The following is a 20,816-nucleotide window of genomic DNA, read 5'->3' as shown; positions in this document are numbered from 1 at the left end:
AGTTACAAGTTATGAGTTATTAGTTATGTACTAATGGTAAATAGCTAATATTAAATACTAATGACTAATGACTAGGGACATTGTAATTATTGGTGGCGGCGTTATTGGCTTGGCGATCGCCGTTGAACTTCAGTTGCGCGGGGCAAATGTCTCCGTACTTTGTCGTGATTTCCCCTCTGCTGCTTCTCACGCCGCCGCCGGGATGTTAGCACCAGATGCCGAACAAATCACCGATGGGGCGATGAAGTCGCTATGCTGGCGATCGCGTTCTTTATATCCAGAATGGACAAGTAAGTTAGAAGATTTGACAGGTTTAAAAACTGGTTACTGGCCTTGCGGCATCTTAGCACCAGTTTACGAACGGCAGGGGAACAAGGGTGTAGAGGTGGAGGGGTGCGGAGAATCACCCGCATACTGGTTAGAAGCAGCAGCTATTCATCAATACCAGCCAGGATTGGGCGCAGAGGTTGTTGGTGGTTGGTGGTATCCAGAGGATGCCCAAGTAAATAATCAAGCACTAGCGCGTGTGCTGTGCACTGCGGCAGAAACCCTTGGTGTTGAGCTTAAAGATGGGATGACAGTAGAAGGTTTGTTACAACATCAGGGACAGGTAGTAGGTGTACAAACCAACACAGGAATAATTCGGGCTGAACACTATGTTTTAGCTGCTGGTGCTTGGGCAAATGAATTATTACCTTTACCCGTGAGTCCCCGCAAAGGACAAATGATGCGTGTGCGAGTGCCGGAATTTGTACCGGAATTGCCACTAAAGCGGGTTTTATTTGGTGAAAATATTTATATCGTACCGAGGAAAGACCGCTCTATTATTATTGGGGCAACTAGTGAAGATGTCGGCTTTACTCCCCACAACACCCCTGCCGGCATTCAAACCCTACTCCACAATGCAATTCGCCTTTATCCTCAGTTACAGGACTATCCCATTCAAGAATTTTGGTGGGGATTTCGTCCCGCCACTCCAGATGAATTACCTATTTTAGGAACTAGTCACTGTGGCAATTTAACTTTAGCCACTGGTCATTATCGTAATGGTATATTGCTTGCACCGGTAACCGCCACACTCATCGCCGATTTGATTTGGCAACAAAAATCTGACCCCCTACTGTCTAATTTCCACTATTCACGCTTCCAAACACAGCCATCTACCACCCCCATGCTTACTCACACCGCCAACTTTGCCAACGGACATTCCCAAAACCTCACACTCACCACTCAAGATTCACCCCTCGTCATCGCAGGCAAATCTTTCCACTCCCGCTTGATGACAGGTACAGGTAAATACCGCAGCATAGAAGAAATGCAGCAAAGTGTTGTGGCTAGTGGTTGCCAAATTGTGACGGTAGCGGTGCGGCGAGTGCAAACCAAAGCCCCTGGACATGAAGGTTTAGCTGAAGCATTGGATTGGTCAAAAATTTGGATGTTACCGAATACGGCTGGTTGTCAAACCGCAGAGGAAGCCATTCGGGTTGCCCGTTTGGGCAGAGAAATGGCTAAGTTATTGGGACAAGAAGACAATAATTTTGTCAAGTTGGAAGTAATACCAGACCCCAAATATTTACTTCCTGACCCTATTGGCACACTGCAAGCCGCCGAACAACTTGTAAAAGAAGGCTTTGCTGTATTACCTTATATCAACGCTGACCCGATGTTAGCCAAGCGCCTAGAAGATGTCGGCTGTGCTACAGTCATGCCTTTAGCATCGCCCATCGGTTCAGGACAAGGGCTAAAAACCACCGCCAACATTCAAATTATCATCGAAAATGCCAATATCCCCGTGGTGGTAGATGCGGGTATTGGTGCGCCCTCAGAAGCATCTCAAGCGATGGAATTAGGCGCAGATGCCTTATTAATTAATAGTGCGATCGCTCTGGCTCAAAACCCAGTTGCAATGGCTCAAGCAATGAACTTGGCAACCGTTGCTGGTCGTCTAGCCTACCTTGCCGGCAGAATGCCCATAAAAACCTACGCCAGTGCTAGTTCACCAATCACAGGCACAATTAATTAGTTACTTCATAGTCAATAGTCCATAGTCCATAGTCTATAGTTCATAGAAATGACCTATAGACTTAGTAATGCTAACTCTTTACCCAGGGTCTTGGGTAACGCATAATTAAATCCGGTCGATGACTATTGACTATTGACCAAATGTAACGATTTATCTCCAATTGTGTGAGTAAAAGATATGAGTCTTTATAAGATTAAATAAAATAATTCAGAGCAAGGAAATAATTCATGCCCTATACAAACGAAGAAGGCGGACTTTTAAACAACTTTGCCAGAGAGCCAAAAGTTTATCAAGCAGAACCTCCCACAGCAGGGGAAAAACGTAATTACGTTATTTTAGGAGTCGCTGCCATAATTTTGGTTGGCGGTTTAATAGTTGTCGCTTTCTCTGTTTCCAGTCTCAGTTGAGCATAAAACTTAAAAAAAATTAATTATTATTATTTCAGGTTCTAATTTCTTAAGAACCTGTTTTTCTTGTCTTTTGTCAAAAATATTTCTATGTAATTATATTTAGACAGAAATAAGTATAAAAATTTTAATTTATCCTGAGCAGAGTATCAACTCTCTGATTATAGTTAGGACTTACGCGTGAACTTGGAAAAGAAGAACGATGAAGGGAATGAGGTAGACAAGGTAAGTAGAAATTCTTTCCCATTTCCCTCACTTCCTCATCTCCCCCCACTCCCCCTTAATAGTACGTATTGGCGCTTAAGCCATCATGAACGTGAATGATACTGGACACTCCGATAATTCTGCTTGGAATAGGCAAGTCTATCACCGTCTAAAACTTGCCCTCAGTCTTGGTTTACGGCGACAACTTTTTTTAGCAGTGTGTGATGATTTACACCTGAGAAATCAAGTGGCCGCCCGCCTGCATTCTACTTTGGCTTATCCTGTAGGCCAGGTGCTTTATCAAGTATCAGATGGACAGGAAGCTAGTACATCGGCTTATCCAAGATTAGTTACTTTGCGGTTGAATTTAAATGAACCCAACCCTATTGCTCAGATTAATCAGTGGTTGGCTAATTATCCGCCGCCGATTATAGGCGCTTCTAAGGATACACCAGGAAAACCTCTACCGATCCCGACGTTTCAATTGGTGGGTGTGGAACAACTGACTAAACAAACTGTAGCCAGTCAGCGTTTGTTTCTGCACTATCTACGCTTAAGCGAACAATTTTTTACTGCTCAAGAATCCAGCCGATTTCTCGAATCTAGTGTATTGTTATGGGTGTCGCGTCCTTGGTTATCGGCTATTCAGCAGTCAGCACCACAGTTTTGGCGTTGGCGGACTGGTGTGTTTGTGTTTGCGGGAGAACCTACCCCAACAACACAAAATTCAGGTCATCCAGAACGTTTATCCAACCCTAGAAGTGTAAAGTTGGGAAATCTGGAACAGTCTGTACCAGACGAGTTAAGCATGGAAGGTGAAGTTAGAAGCTCATCCACAGAATTTGATTTTGGGGATGATTCAGACTTGCCAACAGATATACCAGGGAATCATCCACAATCAAAAGAGGATACTTCACTGTTAATATCAGAATTACCCCCAACTCAGCAAAAGCAACAGGAACTTACTGCTAAGTCTAGTACAGCTAACACTCCATCGCTGTTATCTTTGTCCCATGTCAGCCAGGAGTTAACAGAATTAGTACTGGCAACAATTAATACTAAAATATCATCGACAGCAGAGGATGACTGGCAGCCACAGGAACTTTTGTTGGAGATTGAGAAATTACACTCACAGTCAGCTTCTGGAGAGATACTGGCGGCAGCATATCATCAGTTAGGCAACTTATATCGTCTACGGATTGAGCAGGGACAATCAACTTTAGAAAACTTGATGGTAGCAATTATTGCTTATCAAGAGTCTATTAGCTATGACGAAAATTCGCCACAACTGCCTGATATTTTAAATGATTTAGGTACTCTTTATTGGATGTTGTATCGTACACCACCTAATCTAGAAGAGGGGCAAACTTATATTGAGCAGGGAATCGAATTTTATGAGTTAGCTTTGAAAATGATTTCCCCTGAGACACACTCTGATACTTACGCACGAGTGCAGAATAATTTGGGGACAGCCTACGGGGATTTGGCGCGGTTTGCGAGTCCATCGGAAAATTGGCAACAGGCGGTGGTAGCCTACAGCGAAGCTTTACGGTACAGGACTGTAGAATCAGATCCTTTAAAATATGCGGCTTGTCAGAATAATTTAGGTACTGCTTATTGGCATTTAGCCCAGTATAATCAACCAGTTGTGCATTTGAAGAAAGCGATCGCTGCCTACAAACAAGCACTGGCTCACTACAGCCCCCAAGATGAACCCCTGAAATATGGGATGATTCAAAATAATGTCGGCACTGCTTACTGGAATTTGGCACAGTACGAACAACCAGGGGAAAATCTCCAGTTGGCGATTGATGTCTACAGCGAAGCTTTGAAATATCGGACTGCGGCGATGGTTCCTAGTGCTTGTGCGGCTACTCAGAATAATTTAGGTACTGCTTACTGGCATTTAGCGAATCTACCTCAAACTACTAAAGATGTTAAGCAAAACTTGCTAAATTTATGTATTAGTGCTTATGAAGAAGCGATCGCTCTAGCTCATTCTTTGAGTAGCGGATCTTTAAGCTTTGATTTATTCGCCACCCATAACAACTTGGGACTCGCTCATTATCAGTTAGTCACAGATAATTCTTTTGATGGAGATAAAAGCAAGCGATCGCATCACTTGGAAGCCGCTTTGGATAATCATTTGCAAGCTTTAAACGGGTTGAGTAAGCAACCAGAAGCTTATCAAGCAACTTTCGCTTATGTAGTCAAAACTATTCGCGCTTTCCACAATGAATTAGGCATTCAAGGGCAAAATCTGGCTTTATCTAAAGTTCCTGGTCATTTGTTACCAGAAATTTTACCCAAGTTGTAGTTTTGTGACAAATTTTTTATTTATACATAATTTGTGATGGCGATTCATCACGAATTGGTTTAATTGCTATTACTTCTGCTGGATCAATTTAAATAACCAACGGTGGAAGCTCATGATTGTGCCATTGCCGTTGATACCAATCAGCGACTAAAGGACGGACAATAAATTTAGGTTGCTTATCATCTGTCACATCAATACGCAAACAAGAATAGGGACGGTGTTTGTGGGAGCCTTGACCATTGCGACCGACGAAAAGATGCGATCGCGCAATTAATTTATCTGCTTCAATTAAATCTGCTCCTTCTGTGCGTTGGCGGCGCAAGCTATACCCACTACCACCGCAGACAATCCAGTGCATATTTGCATCACCATGTCCGGTGTCGAAGGTTTGCAGATATTCTAAACAGTGAGCGTGACCATTCAATACTAAATCTACTAGGGGACGACCTTGATTGATGCCACTGATCTCTTGAGCGACTGCATCCAGTACATTACGTAGGCGGCTGCGAATTGCTAAAGTCTGTGATTGTAGCCATTTAGTCGCTTCGGTGACATAAGGAGGATGGTGGAAATAAACTACCCTTCCCCGGACTTCGGGGTTATTCCACGATGCAATTAATCTCTGCTTGAGCCAGTCTAGTTGTTCGGTGTCAGTCTGCGCTGGTTGAGAATCAGTGGTTAATTGCTTGTCGATATCAACAATAACTTCCTCAATTTGAGACACATTCGAGCGCAAATCATCTAAACGTTCCGCTTCACTGGGGTTATCCGGGTTTAGTTTGGCCGAAGTTTCAATCATTTCCATCTTCTCGCGCTCTAATTCATCTCGGCGCTTGGTTAAAATTGAGCGATCGCTATCACCTTGTTTTGTTGCAGGTAAAGGTTCTGGATCGTTAAATGTATTAGAATCTAGGGCAAAAAAATCTATCCCACTGTAGCGAAAAGTGTAATAACGATTTGGTAAACGAGTAAAACTTCCTGGTTGGTAAGCAAGACAACGCCCTGTATCTGTCTTAACGGTATAATGTTTATCTAAGTGACGAGGTAAATCTCCTGGTAATTGCCATGCTTTGAGATAATCGAGAAAAGCTTTAGCATAAGCATCACCAGTTCCCGAACCACGAAAACCCACATCTATATCTAAGCGCGATCGCAATAAATAGCGAAGCGGCCAAGTAGAAACAGACAATAAACTTAATAATACGGGTAACTCATAATAATCATGATTTCCCGGTACAGGAAGAATCGGTGACTTAAAAACCATCTTGTCATAAGTAATCTGTCGGGGATTCTCTCCACCTACAATCAACTCACGATAAGGCTGGATAAAATTTGGCTTGTAGTATTCACTCGACCCCACCAGATAAATGACATCGCCAGTATGCACCAGAAAACTACATTCTTGATGATGGGGTAACATCAATTCTGCTACCTGACGCTGGGGATTGTGTCCCCGATGCTTCCCCGAACCACTATCACCCACTACTAAAAAAGAGAATTTTCCGTCCCCATTTTTGCCATCCGCTATTTCTAGACGAGTTTGGTCAATATTCCGTTGTAATATTAACGGGTCTTGCCATCGTACCCGTTGCTGCATCTTGCGGATTTTTTTAGGGATTGCTGGATCAGAAACTAGTTTCAATACTACTAACTCCTGTTGACTGTTGACTGTTGACTGTTGACTGTTAACGGTCAACAGCTAGAATGAGACATTTTTATGATTCTTCGGCTGATTCCTTCATTTCAATAGTCAAATTGGGCAATCCTTCTAGTTTCTCTACTAGCTCCTCTTCTGGTGCTAATGGGACAAAAATCTTTAAGGCTTCTGGTACACACTTAATATCAACTGGAGTTGTACCCACTACCTCACCATCAATGACAACTTTTTGTGGTGGGTCTGTAGTGATTTTAAATTGTTTTCCTCGTAAATAACCGATGTCATCTCGCTCTGTAGCATTTCTAGAAGAAGCAGTTTGAAAAAGGTGATATGTGGCGGCGATCGCTCCTGCTTTATTGCTAGGTGCTACGATTGTTAAATCTAATAAGCCATCATTATAAATAATCCCTGCTGGCCCCTGAGCTAATACTGAAGTCGGAGGTGCAGCATTTGCAACCGTTACTGCGGCGGCGGTGGTTTTGATGATTTTGTCTTCGGTTTCAATTTCTACATCAAAACTCTCTAATTCTCTCAACTCTTGAAAGCCAGCCAGGATATACGCCATCATTCCAAAGCGTTTTTTCGCTTCCCTGTCTGCTCTTTCCACAGTTTCCGCCTCAAAACCAATGCCTACCAACAATATCATCGGTAGGTCATTACAATAGGCTACATCTACATTACGAGTCACTCCCTGCAAAATTGTCCGACAAGCAGCATCAATTGTGTCAGGGATTGCTAACGCCGATGCAAAAGCATTGGCTGTACCCCGCGAAATAATGCCCAAAGGGATATCAGTACTAGCCACAGCCACAGCCACAGCCGATAATGTACCATCTCCCCCGGAAGCGATAATTGTCTCTACTCCCCGTTCTACAGCTTCTTGTGCAAGTTGGTCTGCGCCAATTTCTTCTGATGTAAAGTAAATATCGAGATCCATTTCTGGTTCGAGGATTGCCCGAATTTCTGCTAAATCTACTTCTGGATCACCCTGACCAGCAACTGGGTTAAAAATAAGGCAAGCGGAACGATTCATATTAAATGGAATAATTAGTTGCGATGGCTTGACAATTCCCCAGCCTAGCTAATGGTCTCCGACCGACGGTGGATCATCGCTATAGCTCCAAATCACTTTTAGCATTCTTTGGTAATTATCGCTTCCCTCTCGTGATAGGGTTGCTTTTTTACACTTTACCCGTAAAACACTAGCTTGAGAGTGTAGGGGTATAAGGGTTGACGTAATATTGATTTTTCTGTTGTTTTTATTAAAAATCTATACTTACCCATTACCCTCCACACCCCGAAATCTTTCCCTACCAAGAAAGGGGAGCAAAAATCAAAGCCTCTCTCAGCTTGCCTAACGGCAGACTAACGCCAATGGGGAAAGGTTTGGAGTGGGGTTTTAAAAATCAGTTGTACATCGCGTCATTTATGATGAAGCTACCCATCCCTCAGTGCCTAATCCCTATCCTCGCTTGCACCACTTTACTTTTTCCCACAGTAACAACGGCAAAGGCAATATTTTTAGCGCAAAATATCAATTGCAACAATGCCCAAACCCAATTGGAAATCAATCGCTGCTCACAATTGTCCTATCAAAATGCTGATAAAAAATTAAATCAAGTTTACAAACGGCTATTACCAAAGTTACAACGTCCCAGACAACAAAAGTTAATTGCTGCACAACAAGCATGGATTAAGTTTCGTGACAGTAGCTGTGAGTTTGAGAGCAGCGCTTATGAAGGCGGAAGTATAGCTCCGAGTGTTTATCTCAGTTGCTTAGAAAAGGTAACAAAACAGCGTACTCAGCAATTACAAGAATATCTCCAAGCAGACCGTTAATACCATTTTGGATTAGTAAATTCCACTGTCATAAATACAAAATACCAGTCTCTAGCCCCTAAGCCCTAGCCTTTGATTCAAGTAGTGTTGAGTAATTTTAAATAATGTGAAAAAGTGTAAAGAAAGACAAAAATAAACTTAATCTAAATCGAGCAAAGTCAATCAGGGAGGCACTCACTGCGGTAGTCTAGATGAGAGTTAAATTATCGCCTGGTTTGACATATTGTTTTATGACTTCAGTTGTTTCCAGTGCTAGACGCACAATACGTATAGGTTCTCGTAAAAGTCAACTCGCTCTAGTTCAGACATACTGGGTTAGAGAGCAATTACAAAACAGTTTCCCAGATATCAATTTTGAAGTCCACACCATGTCTACCCAAGGCGACAACATCCTTGATGTAGCACTAGCCAAAATAGGGGATAAAGGACTATTCACCAAAGAACTGGAAGTGGGAATGCTCAATCAAGAGATTGATTTTGCTGTTCATTCTCTGAAAGATTTGCCGACTAACTTACCCGAAGGATTAGCACTAGCAGCCATCACAGAAAGGGAAAACCCCGCCGATGCGCTAGTAGTACATGAAAAATTTAAAGACAAACAAATTGATACCCTCCCAGAAGGTGCGGTAATTGGTACGTCTTCCTTGCGACGCTTGGCGCAGTTACGCCACCATTTCCCCCACTTGACATTTAAAGATGTACGGGGAAATTTGAATACACGGTTAGCTAAACTGGATGCAGGCGAATATGATGGTCTGATTTTAGCGGCTGCTGGGTTACAACGCTTAGGAATGGGCGATCGCGTCCACCAAATCCTCCCCAAAGAAATCTCTCTTCACGCAGTCGGACAAGGCGCTTTAGGGATCGAATGCCGTGTTGATGATACCGAACTGATATCATTACTTAAAGCTATTGAACACCCCCAAACACGCGATCGCTGTCTTGCTGAACGCTCTTTTTTACGCAGTTTAGAAGGTGGTTGTCAAGTACCAATCGGTGTAAATACAGATATAAATGGTGATGAATTAACTCTCACAGGTATAGTAGCCAGTGTAGATGGTCAAAACTTAGTCAAAGACACCATTTCCGGCGCTATTAGTGATGCCGAAGCAATTGGTACACAATTAGCAGAACGTCTACGTGAACAGGGAGCGCAAGAGATTTTAAATATAATCTTTGCAGAGATCCAACGTGGTTCTTAATCGATTGGTCAACTATATATGTTTAGATAAGTAATCAGTGGTCAGTAAACACTAAACAATCAAAAACTGAGAACTGTTAACTGATAACTGATAACTGTATAGGCAGAATCGGGGAAACAAAAAATACCATGCGGATTCTATTTGTGGCAGCAGAAGCAGCACCCGTTGCAAAAGTAGGGGGAATGGGTGATGTTGTCGGTGCATTACCCAAAGTCTTGAGAAAAATGGGGCATGATGTACGTATTTTCTTGCCCTATTACGGCTTTTTGCCAGACAAAATGGAGATTCCCAAAGAGCCAATCTGGAAGGGATACGCCATGTTTCAGGACTTTACAGTTCACGAAGCGGTGCTGCCTGGTACTGATGTTCCCTTGTATTTATTTGGACATCCAGCCTTCACCCCCCGGCGGATTTATTCAGGCGATGATGAAGATTGGCGGTTTACCTTGTTTGCCAATGGTGCGGCTGAATTTTGCTGGAATTACTGGAAACCAGAAATTATTCACTGTCACGATTGGCATACAGGCATGATTCCTGTGTGGATGAACCAATCACCAGATATCACTACAGTCTTTACCATCCACAATTTGGCTTATCAAGGGCCTTGGCGTTGGTATCTAGAGAAAATTACTTGGTGTCCTTGGTATATGCAGGGACACAATACAATGGCGGCTGCTGTCCAGTTTGCTGATAGGGTAAATACAGTTTCTCCGACCTATGCCGAGCAAATCAAGACTCCTGCTTATGGTGAAACCATAGAAGGTTTACTATCTTTCATTAGTGGTAAATTATCGGGGATTGTCAACGGTATAGATACGGAAGTGTACGACCCGGCAACAGATAAATATATTGCTCAAACCTTCACTACTGATACTTTAGATAAACGCAAAGCCAACAAAATTGCTTTACAAGAAGAAGTAGGATTAGAAGTTAACAGCAATGCCTTTTTGATTGGCATGGTGACAAGGTTAGTTGAGCAGAAGGGACTAGATTTAGTCATCCAAATGCTCGATCGCTTTATGGCTTATACTGATGCTCAGTTTGTCTTGTTGGGAACAGGCGATCGCTACTACGAAACCCAAATGTGGCAATTAGCATCCCGCTACCCCGGACGTATGGCCACTTACCTCCTGTATAACGATGCCCTATCCCGCCGCATCTACGCTGGTACTGATGCCTTCTTAATGCCTAGCCGCTTTGAACCATGCGGTATTAGCCAAATGATGGCTTTGCGTTACGGTTCCGTCCCCATCGTCCGCCGCACCGGGGGCTTAGTTGACACGGTATCACACCACGACCCAGTAAATGAAGCAGGTACAGGCTATTGCTTTGACCGCTACGAACCCCTAGATTTATTTACCTGCATGATTCGCGCCTGGGAAGGCTTCCGCTACAAACCCCAATGGCAAGAACTACAAAAGCGTGGTATGAGTCAAGACTTCAGTTGGTACAAATCCGCTAAAGAATACGACAAACTCTATCGCTCAATGTACGGCTTGCCAGAACCAGAAACGCCACAACCAGAATTAATCCTCACAAAACAGTAAGTCTGGGTTTCCGTGTCTCTGTGGTGAAGAATTTGTAACCACAGAGGCACAGAGATGTATTAAAGAACTGTAGCGCGTGTTGCTTCGGTATCAATTGGTTTAATCAAATAAAGCCGTAGCATATTCCAGAAAATGGCAGTGGCTGGGGGTATTCTTTGGAAAAACTTCACGAACTTGGGCAGTTTGCTGTTGTTAATCGCTACTAATTTGAGATTATTTTCTGAACACTGTTCTAAGCGCCAGAAAAATAGTGGGTGGTTGGTATTCAAGATGACAGGAAATGCTCTAGCTGAGGTGTTATTTGTCTCTTGAATAACTCTGTTGTTGTATTTGCGCGGATGAATACCAATGGATTCATAAAATGATGCGCGTTCAAAGACTGTCATTGTATGGGTAGCAAACACAGTCAACAGGAAGAAGCGCACCCACAGGCGTGCTTGCCAATTTTTCCATAATTTAGGTTGCGATCGCAACAATGCTTTAAAGAAATCCCCATGTCGATTTTCATCCTGACACCAGCTTTCAAATTTCCGAAATAGCGGATAAAACTGGTATTCAGGATGCTCTTGCATATGTTGATGCACCAAAATATAGCGCCAGTAACCAATTTTTTCCGAGAGGTAGACTGTGTAAATAACCCACTCTGGCGGAAAAAAGGTGTATGTGCGATTTTTGGTTAAATAATTTAAATCTAGGGAAAGGTTTAAATCCGACATTGATTTATTCAGAAATCCCGCATGACGCGCCTCATCCCTTGCCATAAATTCAAAAGCTTCCGCCAACAGAGGGTTACGGGATTTGATGCGGCGGGATAATTCCTTAAATAACAAAAATCCTGAAAATTCCGAAGTGCAAGAACGCTCCAAAAAGTCAATAAAGGCGCGGCGCTTCTCTCCAGTAACATGATCCCAAGATTGTTTAAATTCTTCATCACGCACAAAGTGATGACGGTTGTAGTCAGCACGCAGTTCTTCTACAATTGCTCGAATCTCAGTCTCATTGGCGGAAATATCTAAATTCGCCACTGCATCGAAGTCGGTAGTATAAAACCGGGGTGTTAATAATGTTTCCTGTACAGGTGCTTTAACGCCCGGCTTCAGCGTTTGAGGCTCTGGAGTAGCAAGCGAATTAACCATGAGACTCCTTTATATGGCTAAATATCTCTATAGTTATATAAGCATATAATGAATATTTGGTGCATCAGTTAAATTTTTGCAAACAAAAAGAAAAATGGGTGGTAGGAAGGAATCAGTTCAAAATTCAAAAGTTTCTCCCCCTACTCCCTAAGTTCTTTACTTCGTATGGCGAACTTCAACCACAGTATGAACGTTCCCACGAGGGGTAAAATCGGCTTTGACGGTCGCTTCTAAGGGATCACAAGCTGCGACAAAATCATCTAAAATCTGGTTAGCAGATTCTTCGTGGGAAATGTAGCGATCGCGGTAACTGTTAATGTAAAGTTTTAGAGCCTTTAATTCCACCACTCGCTCATCAGGAACGTAGGTAATATAAATTGTGGCAAAGTCGGGATAACCAGAAAAAGGACACTTACAGGTAAATTCCGGCAAGGTGATATTAACATCGTATCGCCTACCCACACGGGGATTGGGAAACGTAATTAGTTGCCCTTCCGCAATATTCCGTTCACCATACTTAAGTTCCTGGCTAGGCTGAGATACAGTTTCCGGCGAAGAATTACTCATAAATTATTAGTCCAAAGAAATGTAAAGATACACTACTAATAACTTAACATCCACAACTCAGCACTATTCCTTTTCCCAATCCGGACAACTCCCATCATCCCAGCCATGCGGGTGCATACCACAGACTAACAAGTTACCACCATAAACATGACCGTGGTAATTGCTACAACCCATGCAGGCAGGATTTTGTTCTGTTGTAGCTTCAACGGAATAAGGAAAGCCAGGATCAACATCCGCCACAACATCCTCTAATTCCCAGTAAATATCCAGAATTGGCTCAGTTATATCCTGTAAATATTGGTCAACTTCTGTAACAATGCTGTTTTGGACTTGTTCAGTGAATTCTTCTGTTAGCTCAAAAAAGGCATCTACCATTTCACTCATTCCTAGGAAGAAGCGTTCTACTTCATCGGTCACGGTTTCTACCATTTCCAACAACTCTTTTTGCCATTGATCCATAAACTTAACGCCCTGGCTTGCAAAAAATAGGACGCATAGTGCTACTTGGCTGGAAGCACTAAAGTACACCCTAGGTCATTTATAATTATAGATTTTTACGCCCGTAGTAGCACACTAAGCTAACACTGTGATTAGTGCTAGTGCTGAAGGTAAAAACTTAGCTGCTACTAGTCTTTTTGCAATTTTTTTAACTCTTCTTGCAGGTCTAGCACTTGTCGGCGTAGTTGATCTACATTTTCTGTTGATTCCTCTCTCACCGTTGGTTCTTCATCTTCCTCTAAAATTTCGATGCGACGAGGTTCAGAAGTAGGTGATTTCTCAGGGGCTTCATCTGGTGCTTGGGGTTGTTGAGCTTGTTTCATCATATCTTCCACGAAGCGACGGGCTTCGTCTGTGGTCATTTCGCCCTTTGCGACCATTTCATCTGCTAGTTTTTGGACTTGCGATCGCAGTTCAGTTAATTTACCTCCAGCTTTCTCACCTGCGTAAGAAGCCAGTCCGACACCGAGGTAAAAAGCTTTTTGAACAATATCTCCAAAACCAGGCATTGCTGCTGATAGCTCCTAATAAATAGGGCGACCCGGAGACTACGCCTACTACAAGCATCCCGTGTTGCTGCTACCTTCCGGTCCTGACAAGATTTAGGCGTTGCAGTCGCATAGGTCCAGGTCTATTAGTAATATAACATCAAATTCCGTAACTGTGCGTTATTCGACTACAATTTTCCATTCGTAAAGTTGATAGTTGACACAACCGTTCTTCACCAAGGGATCATCAGCGACAATTGCCTTAGCTTCTGCCATCGAAGCAGCCTCAAACAGTAACATCCCGCCCCCTAACTGCGCCCAATAACCTGTTTTGGCTTTGTATCCTTTGGTAATCAAATCTCTGACGTAGGCTTGGTGAGCAGGTACATATTGGTCAAAGGTGGATTTATCAACCAGGCCTTCTTCTATTTTTACAAACCAAGGCATTTTGCTTGCAACCTCCTGAAATCCTATGTTCTAATATTGTCAGAGGATATACCTACTTTGTTCGCCAAATCCTAAATTTAGAATTATCTGATTTTGAATTATCCCAAGAGCCGTTTTTTTGTCGCCCTGCTACCGCCACAAGAGATACAAGACTACGCCAACCAAATCAAACAATACTTTGCAGATAATTACGCCAGTCGCCACGCGCAAAATTCGCCGCCACACATCACGCTACAACCGCCTTTCGAGTGGGCAGACGATAACATATCAACACTAGAAACGTCCCTGAGAGAGTTTGCCAGTCAACAGCAGTCAATACCAGTAACTCTGAGTGGTTTTGATGCCTTTGCGCCTCGTGTCATCTATATCAATGTAGCAAGGAGTCCAGAACTATTAAACTTGCAAGCCGAGTTGATAATCCATACAGAAGCCAGCTTGCAAATTGTAGACGAAGTTGGTAGAAAACGCCCTTTTGCACCACACATGACAGTTGCGTTTCGGGACTTAACAAGACAAAACTTTCAAGCTGCTTGGCCAGAATTTGTTAATCGTCATTTATATTTTGAGTTCACTGCTAAAAAATTAACATTACTGATTCATGACAATAGACATTGGCAGATTAAATCAGAGTTTGAGTTGGCATTGAAAGCGTAACTTTTGATTATTTTTGAGAACGGCTATTCATTTTGATGCGATCGCTTAGTTGACGTAGTGTTTGTGACAATCCGCGATCGCTTTCCCTGAGTTGAGCGATTTTATCACAACTATACAACACCGTTGTGTGGTCTTTGCCACCAAACTCCTCACCAATTCTAGGGAAACTTAGATCAGTATGTTGCCGCATGAGATACATCCCAATTTGACGCGCCCAGCTAATTTCCCTTCGTCTGGAGTTACTTTTCAGGTCTTCGATTGAGATATCAAAATTGTCAGTAATAACTTTAAAAATTGCTTCTGGAGTAGCTTCTATTTTCTCCGTTGGCATTACTAGTATAGGAGCTATATTTGCTACATTCATCGGTAACCCCCAGATAGAAATATATGCTAAGGCCCTAGTTAAAGCACCTTCCAATTCCCGAATATTAGAAGTAAAGTTAGTAGCAATATATTCAATTACATCACGGGGCAGACGAATATTTTCATATTCTGATTTTTTTTGTAAAATCGCCATTCTCGTTTCTAAATCTGGTGCTTGAATATCAGCAATCAAACCCATAGAAAACCGAGAACATAAGCGTTCTTGTAGGCTGGGAATTTGGTTAGGTGGACGGTCAGAAGCAATAACCACTTGCTTACCAGCTTCATGTAATGTATTAAAAGTATGAAAAAATTCTTCTTGAGTGTATTCCTTACCCTCAATAAACTGAATATCATCTACTAACAACACATCAGCCGCACGATAATGTTCTCGGAAATTTTGCATACTGTCGTTGCGAATAGCTGTGATTAAGTGATTAGTAAACTGCTCTGTGGAAACGTAAAATATCTTAGAATCTGGGCAAATCTCCCAACGATAATGAGCGATCGCCTGCATCAAATGAGTTTTACCTAAACCTACACCACCACATAGAAATAAAGGATTAAACTCTCTACCAGGAGATTCAGCTACAGCTAAAGAAGCTGCATGAGCCATTCTATTATTAGCTCCAACTACAAACCGCGAAAATACATATTTAGCATTGAGTTCTGTATTGGTTTGTCTGTTGTGATTTAAACTTTCGGCGATACTATCTTTAGTTGACGATTCCCACGCTCCACCCCCACTAATCTCCTCAAATTCTTCACCCTTAGCAACCGTAATGTAAATTTCTACAGGATATCCCAAAATATCGTGTACTACATGAGCAATAGTATTGATGTAATACTTCTGTAACCAATTACGCGCAAAGGGGTTAGGAGTAATTATTACCAGACAATTATTTTCTAGACGTTCCGCATTAGCAGTCTTAATCCAAGTTTCAAAGGTGGGGCGAGACAGTTCTAGTTGTAAACGCTCTAGTACCTGACTCCATAAACTGTCAATGGGAATTTCCATCATTTACCACCTTCGCTGCTAATCGTCACAATAGAAGATATAAGCAAGCACCAATTTAGCATTCAGACGCTCTAGACCTGGAACCAGCTTTTGAGTTGTAATCATTTTGGGACAAACCCGGTAGGCAAAATTCTAGCATTCACTGACTAACACGGAGAAGCAAAGACACATGAAGACATATAATAGTAATCTAAAAAATATTTGTAATGAAAATTTGCCTCAAAAGAGAAAATTCAGCAGTACTGTTTTGATGCTGCTAGGCAGTGTAGCAGTAGTTTCTGTGGGCGGCTGCTCTCTTCTACCTACGAGGTCATTGCAGTCGCCTACCAATCAATCTCAGTCTCAAACAGCTACTGATAGTACTCCAGTAATTGCTCCCCCGGCTATTTTTTCATCTACTGGAGACCCCAATTTTGTCGTAGGAGTAGTACAAAGGGTAGGAGGAGCAGTAGTCAGGATTGATTCTGCTAGAACCGTGACTGCTCGTGTACCAGATGATTTTAACGACCCCTTCTTCCGCCGCTTTTTTGGAGATGTAACACCATCCCAGCCCAGACAGCGAGTAGAACGGGGTAGTGGTTCAGGATTTATTATCAGCTCTTCTGGTCAAATTTTAACTAATGCCCATGTGGTTGATGGTGCGGATAAAGTTACCGTTACCCTCAAGGATGGCAGAACTTTTGACGGTACAGTATTGGGTGAAGACCCAGTAACAGATGTAGCCGTCATTAAAATCGATGCTAACAACTTACCAACTGTATCTGTAGGCAATTCGGAAGCTTTACAACCAGGTGAGGCAGTAATTGCGATTGGTAATCCTCTAGGCTTGAATAACACTGTTACTTCGGGAATTATTAGCGCCACAGGACGTTCTAGTAGTGATATTGGTGCTAGTGATAAGCGCGTTGACTATATACAAACAGACGCTGCGATTAACCCTGGTAACTCTGGCGGCCCCTTGCTGAATGCTCGTGGTCAGGTAATTGGGATGAACACAGCTATTCTCCGAGGCGCTCAAGGTTTGGGATTTGCCATTCCGATGAATACTGTGCAGAAAATCTCTCAGGAACTAATTGCTACAGGTAGGGTAGAACATCCCTACTTGGGTGTGCAGATGGCGACCTTGACACCAGAAATTAGGGAAAGAATCAACGAAAGATTTGGCGATCGCGTCAATATTACAGCTGATAGAGGTATTTTATTAGTTCGTATTGTGCCTCGTTCTCCCGCCGCAAATGGCGGACTTAGACCAGGAGATATCATTCAAAGTATTAATAACCAATCTGTAACAACAGTTGAAGAAGTGCAAAAAATTGTGGAAAGTAGCCAAATCGGCAAACCTTTACAAATCCAAGTACAACGCAATGGACAAACCACACAAGTGGCTGTCACTCCAGCACCTTTACCTGTGCAGAGAGAGGGGTAAGGGAAGGGTAAACATTACAAAATTCAACATTAAATCAGTTATCAGTCACTTGTTAAGTGTTAACTGATAACTGATAAATTCAAGTACTTTACTTTGTTTCCATCCAGTTATTACCTGCGCGAACATCTACTACTAGGGGTACACTTAGGCTAACAGCATCTTCCATCACCGATTTAATTTGTGGTTTTAATTCTTCCCATTCTTGGGGAGGCACTTCAAACACCAATTCATCATGGACTTGTAATAAAAGCCGCGCCTGATATTTTTTGAGAACTTCATGGATTTGTACCATCGCAATTTTGATAATATCCGCGCTCGAACCTTGAATTGGAGCGTTAGCAGCCGATCGCAGTAAGCCTGCATCGTAAACACCCAAATTCTTCAGTTTACTTAAGTCTATATCTTCGGGGTTCGTACCTTTTAAGCTACGTAAACTGTTGTTAGTAAAGTCAAAATAACGCCGACGACCGAGTATAGTTTCTACATAACCTTGAGCGATCGCTTGTTTTTTTACTCCTTCCAAATATGCAAAGACTTGGGCGTAGCGTTCGTTAAATCGTTTGATGAATTCGTTAGCAACGTTTTTATCTATTCCCGTTGAACGAGAAAATTTCAAAGAACCCATCCCATAAATCACACCGAAATTAATAGTTTTTGCTATTCTGCGCTCATCTGCTGTAATATCTTCTTTTTCAAAAACTAATTTAGCGGTGACTGTATGAATATCTTCATTCTGTTGATATGCTTGCACTAACAATGGTTCTTGACTCAAATGAGCTAAAATTCTTAACTCGATCTGTGAATAATCAGCAGCTACCATCAACCAACCTGATTCTGGTAAAAATGCTTTACGAATTTGCCGACTAAAAGCTGTGCGAATTGGGATATTTTGCAAATTAGGATTAGACGAAGATAACCTACCAGTTGATGTTGCTGTCTGGTTGAAATCTGTATGCACCCGTTTAGTATCTGAACGTACCAACACTGGTAAGGCATCTACATAAGTAGACTTTAATTTAGATAAAGTACGATACTCTATGATGGCATTGACAAAGCCAGTATCATCAATTTCTTGGAGCCTTTCTAAGGTCGCCGCATCTGTAGAATAACCAGTCTGTATTTTCCGCGAATATTTAGTACTTAATCCCAATTTTTCAAACAATATATAACTTAATTGCTTGGGAGAACCTAAATTAAATTTTTCCCCAGCTAATTCGGTTGCTTGTTCTTGTAATTTAGCTAAATCTATTTCTAATTGTTGGGAAAGTTCCTGCAAATAAGCTGAATCAATGCGGACACCAGTGTATTCTACTGTTGCTAACACAGCTTCCAACGGTTGTTCTACTTCCGTGAGTAATTTATCCAAAGCTGGAATTTTTGCTAGTTCTTCACGCAACTTAGTTACAAGTTGGAATGTAGCATAAACTTGTAAACAACAATAATTTGCTACAGCAGATATATCTATATCACCGATGGTTTTGCCTTTAGGAACTAAGTCTACATAGTTTTGAATGATTAACCCCAAGTAACGCTGAGTCAAATCAGTCAAATTATGGCTAGTATCTGGATTTAAAACATAACTAGCCAACATAGGATCAAAAACAACACCAGCTAATTTAATTCCTTGGACTAGGAAAACTAAGCGGTCAAATTTGGCATTTTGAAAAGTTTTGGGATAATCAGCACTTTCTAAAATTGGACGTAGTGCCGCAAGTGCAATTTCTTTAGTTAAATTTTCCCCCTTTGTATGAGCGAGGGGAATATAAGCCATAGCATCTGCTTCTGTTCCCCAGCAGCAGCCAATCCCTACCAATTCCGCGTCCCTTGGTTCTAGTCCGCTAGTTTCTGTGTCCCAAGCAACGGGAGTTTCTGGGTTAGTGAATTGTTGCAATATCTGCACTAACTCTATCAGCTTGGCTTCAGTATTTATAATGCGTGGTTGAATTGGTGAAGTAGGTTGATTTTCTTGTCTTGCTTGTGTTTCTTCAAAAGTATAAAAAGTAATGTCTTCATCTTCAAAGTTGGTGATTATAGACAGGTTTTCTGCTTTTGCTACTTTTTCAACTTTGCCACCGAAACGTTGCTGTAGTTCGTTGATTTGGGTCAAGAAACGACTAAATTCTAACTTTTCTAAAATGGGAATGAGGACATTTTCATCAAAACCTACTAACTTGCAGTCTTCTAAATTAACTTCTAGAGGCACATCTACAACTATTTTTGCCAAGTATTGAGACTTAGCAGCATCTTCTTTCCCTTCTGCTAGTTTTTTTTGAGTCGCGCCTTTAATTTCATTTAATGCTTTGTAAACCTCATCCAGTGAACCATAGGTATTAAGTAACTGGACTGCGGTTTTTTCCCCAATACCTCTCACACCAGGGATATTATCTGATTTATCGCCACAAAGGGCTTTAAAATCAACAACCTGAGTAGGTAAGACACCCAGCTTTTGTTTAACTTGTTCTGTGCTGATTTCAGTGATGCTGTTTGTAGAGCGTTTTAGCGCATCTGGGCTGAAGTTTAAGACAGTGATTTCTTTCTCAGGATCGACTAGTTGAAATAAATCGCGATCGCCTGTCAGAATCTTCACCCTATACCCCTCGGCGCTGGCTTTTTGTGCCAAGGTTCCCAATACATCATCCGCCTCGTAACCAGGGGCTGTGTAAATTGGTAGGTTAAAGCCTTCGAGTAATTCGTGGAGATTTTTTAAGTCAGGGACAAAATCTTCTGGTGTTCCGGGGCGATCAGCTTTGTAGGTATCGTCGGCTTCATGGCGAAAAGTTGGCAAACCTAAATCAAAAGCGATCGCCATTGCTTGTGGCTGTTGTGTAGCCATGACTTCCAATAAAGATTTTAGAAAGCCAAAACATACACTGGTAGGAATACCTGTTTTAGTACGCAGACCGCCATCTCTTCCTTTAGCAAAGGCAAAGTATGAACGGAAGGCGAGAGAGTGTCCATCTACGAGGATGAACGCGGGGCGTGTAGTAGTGATAGAAGCGGAAGTTTCAGACATAGCCTTATTG

Annotated in this window: 17 protein-coding genes and 1 other RNA gene; 8 read left to right on the top strand and 10 right to left on the bottom strand. The window is 42.1% G+C overall.

Annotated elements, in window-relative coordinates:
* Positions 1-67: 67 nt before the first annotated feature.
* From thiO to H6G18_RS05165, 3 genes are all read left to right on the top strand, one after another.
* Entirely contained in the window at positions 68-2,023 is a 1,956-nt protein-coding gene (thiO, locus tag H6G18_RS05175) for a glycine oxidase ThiO (RefSeq protein WP_190406020.1), read from the top strand.
* Positions 2,024-2,250: 227 nt separating this feature from the next.
* Positions 2,251-2,430 (top strand): photosystem II assembly protein Psb34, encoded by a 180-nt coding sequence (gene psb34, locus H6G18_RS05170; RefSeq protein WP_190406019.1) that lies wholly within the window; start codon positions 2,251-2,253, stop codon positions 2,428-2,430.
* A 310-nt stretch (positions 2,431-2,740) separates the two neighbouring features.
* Positions 2,741-4,951, top strand: a complete 2,211-nt coding sequence (locus tag H6G18_RS05165; protein WP_190406018.1) for a tetratricopeptide repeat protein — start codon at positions 2,741-2,743, stop codon at positions 4,949-4,951.
* Positions 4,952-5,039: 88 nt separating this feature from the next.
* On the opposite strand, the gene H6G18_RS05160 is transcribed toward H6G18_RS05165, so the two are convergent.
* Together H6G18_RS05160 and H6G18_RS05155 are read right to left on the bottom strand one after the other, a co-directional pair.
* On the bottom strand, positions 5,040-6,593 hold the full coding sequence (locus H6G18_RS05160; RefSeq protein WP_190406017.1) for a metallophosphoesterase family protein: 1,554 nt from the start codon (positions 6,591-6,593) through the stop codon (positions 5,040-5,042).
* A 73-nt stretch (positions 6,594-6,666) separates the two neighbouring features.
* Positions 6,667-7,641 (bottom strand): YegS/Rv2252/BmrU family lipid kinase, encoded by a 975-nt coding sequence (locus tag H6G18_RS05155; protein WP_190406016.1) that lies wholly within the window; start codon positions 7,639-7,641, stop codon positions 6,667-6,669.
* A 398-nt stretch (positions 7,642-8,039) separates the two neighbouring features.
* On the opposite strand from H6G18_RS05155, the gene H6G18_RS05150 reads away from it, so the two are divergent.
* The 3 genes from H6G18_RS05150 (at position 8,040) to glgA (ending at position 11,196) form a co-directional block, all read left to right on the top strand.
* Positions 8,040-8,447, top strand: coding sequence for a lysozyme inhibitor LprI family protein (locus H6G18_RS05150; RefSeq protein ID WP_190406137.1), 408 nt, complete (start codon positions 8,040-8,042; stop codon positions 8,445-8,447).
* Between the two features lie 230 nt (positions 8,448-8,677).
* Positions 8,678-9,649, top strand: a complete 972-nt coding sequence (hemC, locus tag H6G18_RS05145) for a hydroxymethylbilane synthase (protein WP_190406015.1) — start codon at positions 8,678-8,680, stop codon at positions 9,647-9,649.
* Positions 9,650-9,777: 128 nt separating this feature from the next.
* Positions 9,778-11,196 (top strand): glycogen synthase GlgA, encoded by a 1,419-nt coding sequence (gene glgA, locus H6G18_RS05140; RefSeq protein WP_190406014.1) that lies wholly within the window; start codon positions 9,778-9,780, stop codon positions 11,194-11,196.
* A 59-nt stretch (positions 11,197-11,255) separates the two neighbouring features.
* Here the strand turns inward: glgA and acsF are convergent, their stop codons facing one another.
* The 6 genes from acsF to H6G18_RS05110 all read right to left on the bottom strand — a co-directional run bounded on the left by acsF (position 11,256) and on the right by H6G18_RS05110 (position 14,332).
* A complete protein-coding gene (acsF, locus tag H6G18_RS05135) occupies positions 11,256-12,332 on the bottom strand; it encodes a magnesium-protoporphyrin IX monomethyl ester (oxidative) cyclase (RefSeq protein WP_190406013.1) in 1,077 nt (358 codons plus the stop codon).
* A 156-nt stretch (positions 12,333-12,488) separates the two neighbouring features.
* Positions 12,489-12,899 carry a preQ(1) synthase gene (queF, locus tag H6G18_RS05130; RefSeq protein ID WP_190406012.1) on the bottom strand — a complete coding sequence of 137 codons (411 nt, stop codon included), beginning with the start codon at positions 12,897-12,899 and terminating at the stop codon, positions 12,489-12,491.
* A gap of 63 nt (positions 12,900-12,962) precedes the next feature.
* Positions 12,963-13,358 carry a hypothetical protein gene (locus H6G18_RS05125; RefSeq protein ID WP_190406011.1) on the bottom strand — a complete coding sequence of 132 codons (396 nt, stop codon included), beginning with the start codon at positions 13,356-13,358 and terminating at the stop codon, positions 12,963-12,965.
* Positions 13,359-13,525: 167 nt separating this feature from the next.
* Complete coding sequence (locus tag H6G18_RS05120; RefSeq protein WP_190406010.1) at positions 13,526-13,906, bottom strand: phasin family protein; 381 nt, start codon at positions 13,904-13,906, stop codon at positions 13,526-13,528.
* Between the two features lie 26 nt (positions 13,907-13,932).
* Positions 13,933-14,029, bottom strand: an RNA gene (gene ffs, locus H6G18_RS05115) — signal recognition particle sRNA small type.
* A gap of 36 nt (positions 14,030-14,065) precedes the next feature.
* Entirely contained in the window at positions 14,066-14,332 is a 267-nt protein-coding gene (locus H6G18_RS05110) for a YciI family protein (protein WP_190406009.1), read from the bottom strand.
* A 93-nt stretch (positions 14,333-14,425) separates the two neighbouring features.
* Here H6G18_RS05110 and H6G18_RS05105 point away from each other — a divergent pair, with 93 nt between their 5' ends.
* The gene (locus H6G18_RS05105; protein WP_190406008.1) at positions 14,426-14,986 is read left to right on the top strand and encodes a 2'-5' RNA ligase family protein; all 561 of its coding nucleotides are present in this window, start codon (positions 14,426-14,428) and stop codon (positions 14,984-14,986) included.
* A gap of 7 nt (positions 14,987-14,993) precedes the next feature.
* Here H6G18_RS05105 and dnaA read toward each other — a convergent pair whose 3' ends face one another.
* The gene (dnaA, locus tag H6G18_RS05100; RefSeq protein ID WP_190406136.1) at positions 14,994-16,367 is read right to left on the bottom strand and encodes a chromosomal replication initiator protein DnaA; all 1,374 of its coding nucleotides are present in this window, start codon (positions 16,365-16,367) and stop codon (positions 14,994-14,996) included.
* Between the two features lie 169 nt (positions 16,368-16,536).
* Between dnaA and H6G18_RS05095 the strand changes: the two genes are divergently transcribed.
* The gene (locus tag H6G18_RS05095; RefSeq protein ID WP_190406007.1) at positions 16,537-17,793 is read left to right on the top strand and encodes an HhoA/HhoB/HtrA family serine endopeptidase; all 1,257 of its coding nucleotides are present in this window, start codon (positions 16,537-16,539) and stop codon (positions 17,791-17,793) included.
* Between the two features lie 88 nt (positions 17,794-17,881).
* Here the strand turns inward: H6G18_RS05095 and polA are convergent, their stop codons facing one another.
* The gene (gene polA / locus H6G18_RS05090; protein ID WP_190406006.1) at positions 17,882-20,806 is read right to left on the bottom strand and encodes a DNA polymerase I; all 2,925 of its coding nucleotides are present in this window, start codon (positions 20,804-20,806) and stop codon (positions 17,882-17,884) included.
* Positions 20,807-20,816 lie beyond the last annotated feature (10 nt).

The organism is Anabaena subtropica FACHB-260, assembly GCF_014697105.1.
GTDB lineage: Bacteria > Cyanobacteriota > Cyanobacteriia > Cyanobacteriales > Nostocaceae > Trichormus > Trichormus subtropicus.
The sequence above is the reverse complement of the archived record's forward strand: the minus strand, read 5'-3'. Positions and strand labels throughout refer to the sequence as shown.

What these genes read in the sequence shown, in the direction of transcription:
- H6G18_RS05120 (WP_190406010.1), bottom strand. Translation starts at nt 13,906, where the DNA reads ATGCCTGGTTTTGGAGATATTGTTCAAAAAGCTTTTTACCTCGGTGTC.
- hemC (WP_190406015.1), top strand. Translation starts at nt 8,678, where the DNA reads ATGACTTCAGTTGTTTCCAGTGCTAGACGCACAATACGTATAGGTTCT.
- psb34 (WP_190406019.1), top strand. Translation starts at nt 2,251, where the DNA reads ATGCCCTATACAAACGAAGAAGGCGGACTTTTAAACAACTTTGCCAGA.
- acsF (WP_190406013.1), bottom strand. Translation starts at nt 12,332, where the DNA reads ATGGTTAATTCGCTTGCTACTCCAGAGCCTCAAACGCTGAAGCCGGGC.
- glgA (WP_190406014.1), top strand. Translation starts at nt 9,778, where the DNA reads ATGCGGATTCTATTTGTGGCAGCAGAAGCAGCACCCGTTGCAAAAGTA.
- H6G18_RS05110 (WP_190406009.1), bottom strand. Translation starts at nt 14,332, where the DNA reads ATGCCTTGGTTTGTAAAAATAGAAGAAGGCCTGGTTGATAAATCCACC.
- polA (WP_190406006.1), bottom strand. Translation starts at nt 20,806, where the DNA reads ATGTCTGAAACTTCCGCTTCTATCACTACTACACGCCCCGCGTTCATC.
- H6G18_RS05125 (WP_190406011.1), bottom strand. Translation starts at nt 13,358, where the DNA reads ATGGATCAATGGCAAAAAGAGTTGTTGGAAATGGTAGAAACCGTGACC.
- H6G18_RS05165 (WP_190406018.1), top strand. Translation starts at nt 2,741, where the DNA reads ATGAACGTGAATGATACTGGACACTCCGATAATTCTGCTTGGAATAGG.
- H6G18_RS05155 (WP_190406016.1), bottom strand. Translation starts at nt 7,641, where the DNA reads ATGAATCGTTCCGCTTGCCTTATTTTTAACCCAGTTGCTGGTCAGGGT.
- thiO (WP_190406020.1), top strand. Translation starts at nt 68, where the DNA reads ATGACTAGGGACATTGTAATTATTGGTGGCGGCGTTATTGGCTTGGCG.
- queF (WP_190406012.1), bottom strand. Translation starts at nt 12,899, where the DNA reads ATGAGTAATTCTTCGCCGGAAACTGTATCTCAGCCTAGCCAGGAACTT.
- H6G18_RS05095 (WP_190406007.1), top strand. Translation starts at nt 16,537, where the DNA reads ATGAAGACATATAATAGTAATCTAAAAAATATTTGTAATGAAAATTTG.
- H6G18_RS05150 (WP_190406137.1), top strand. Translation starts at nt 8,040, where the DNA reads ATGAAGCTACCCATCCCTCAGTGCCTAATCCCTATCCTCGCTTGCACC.
- dnaA (WP_190406136.1), bottom strand. Translation starts at nt 16,367, where the DNA reads ATGGAAATTCCCATTGACAGTTTATGGAGTCAGGTACTAGAGCGTTTA.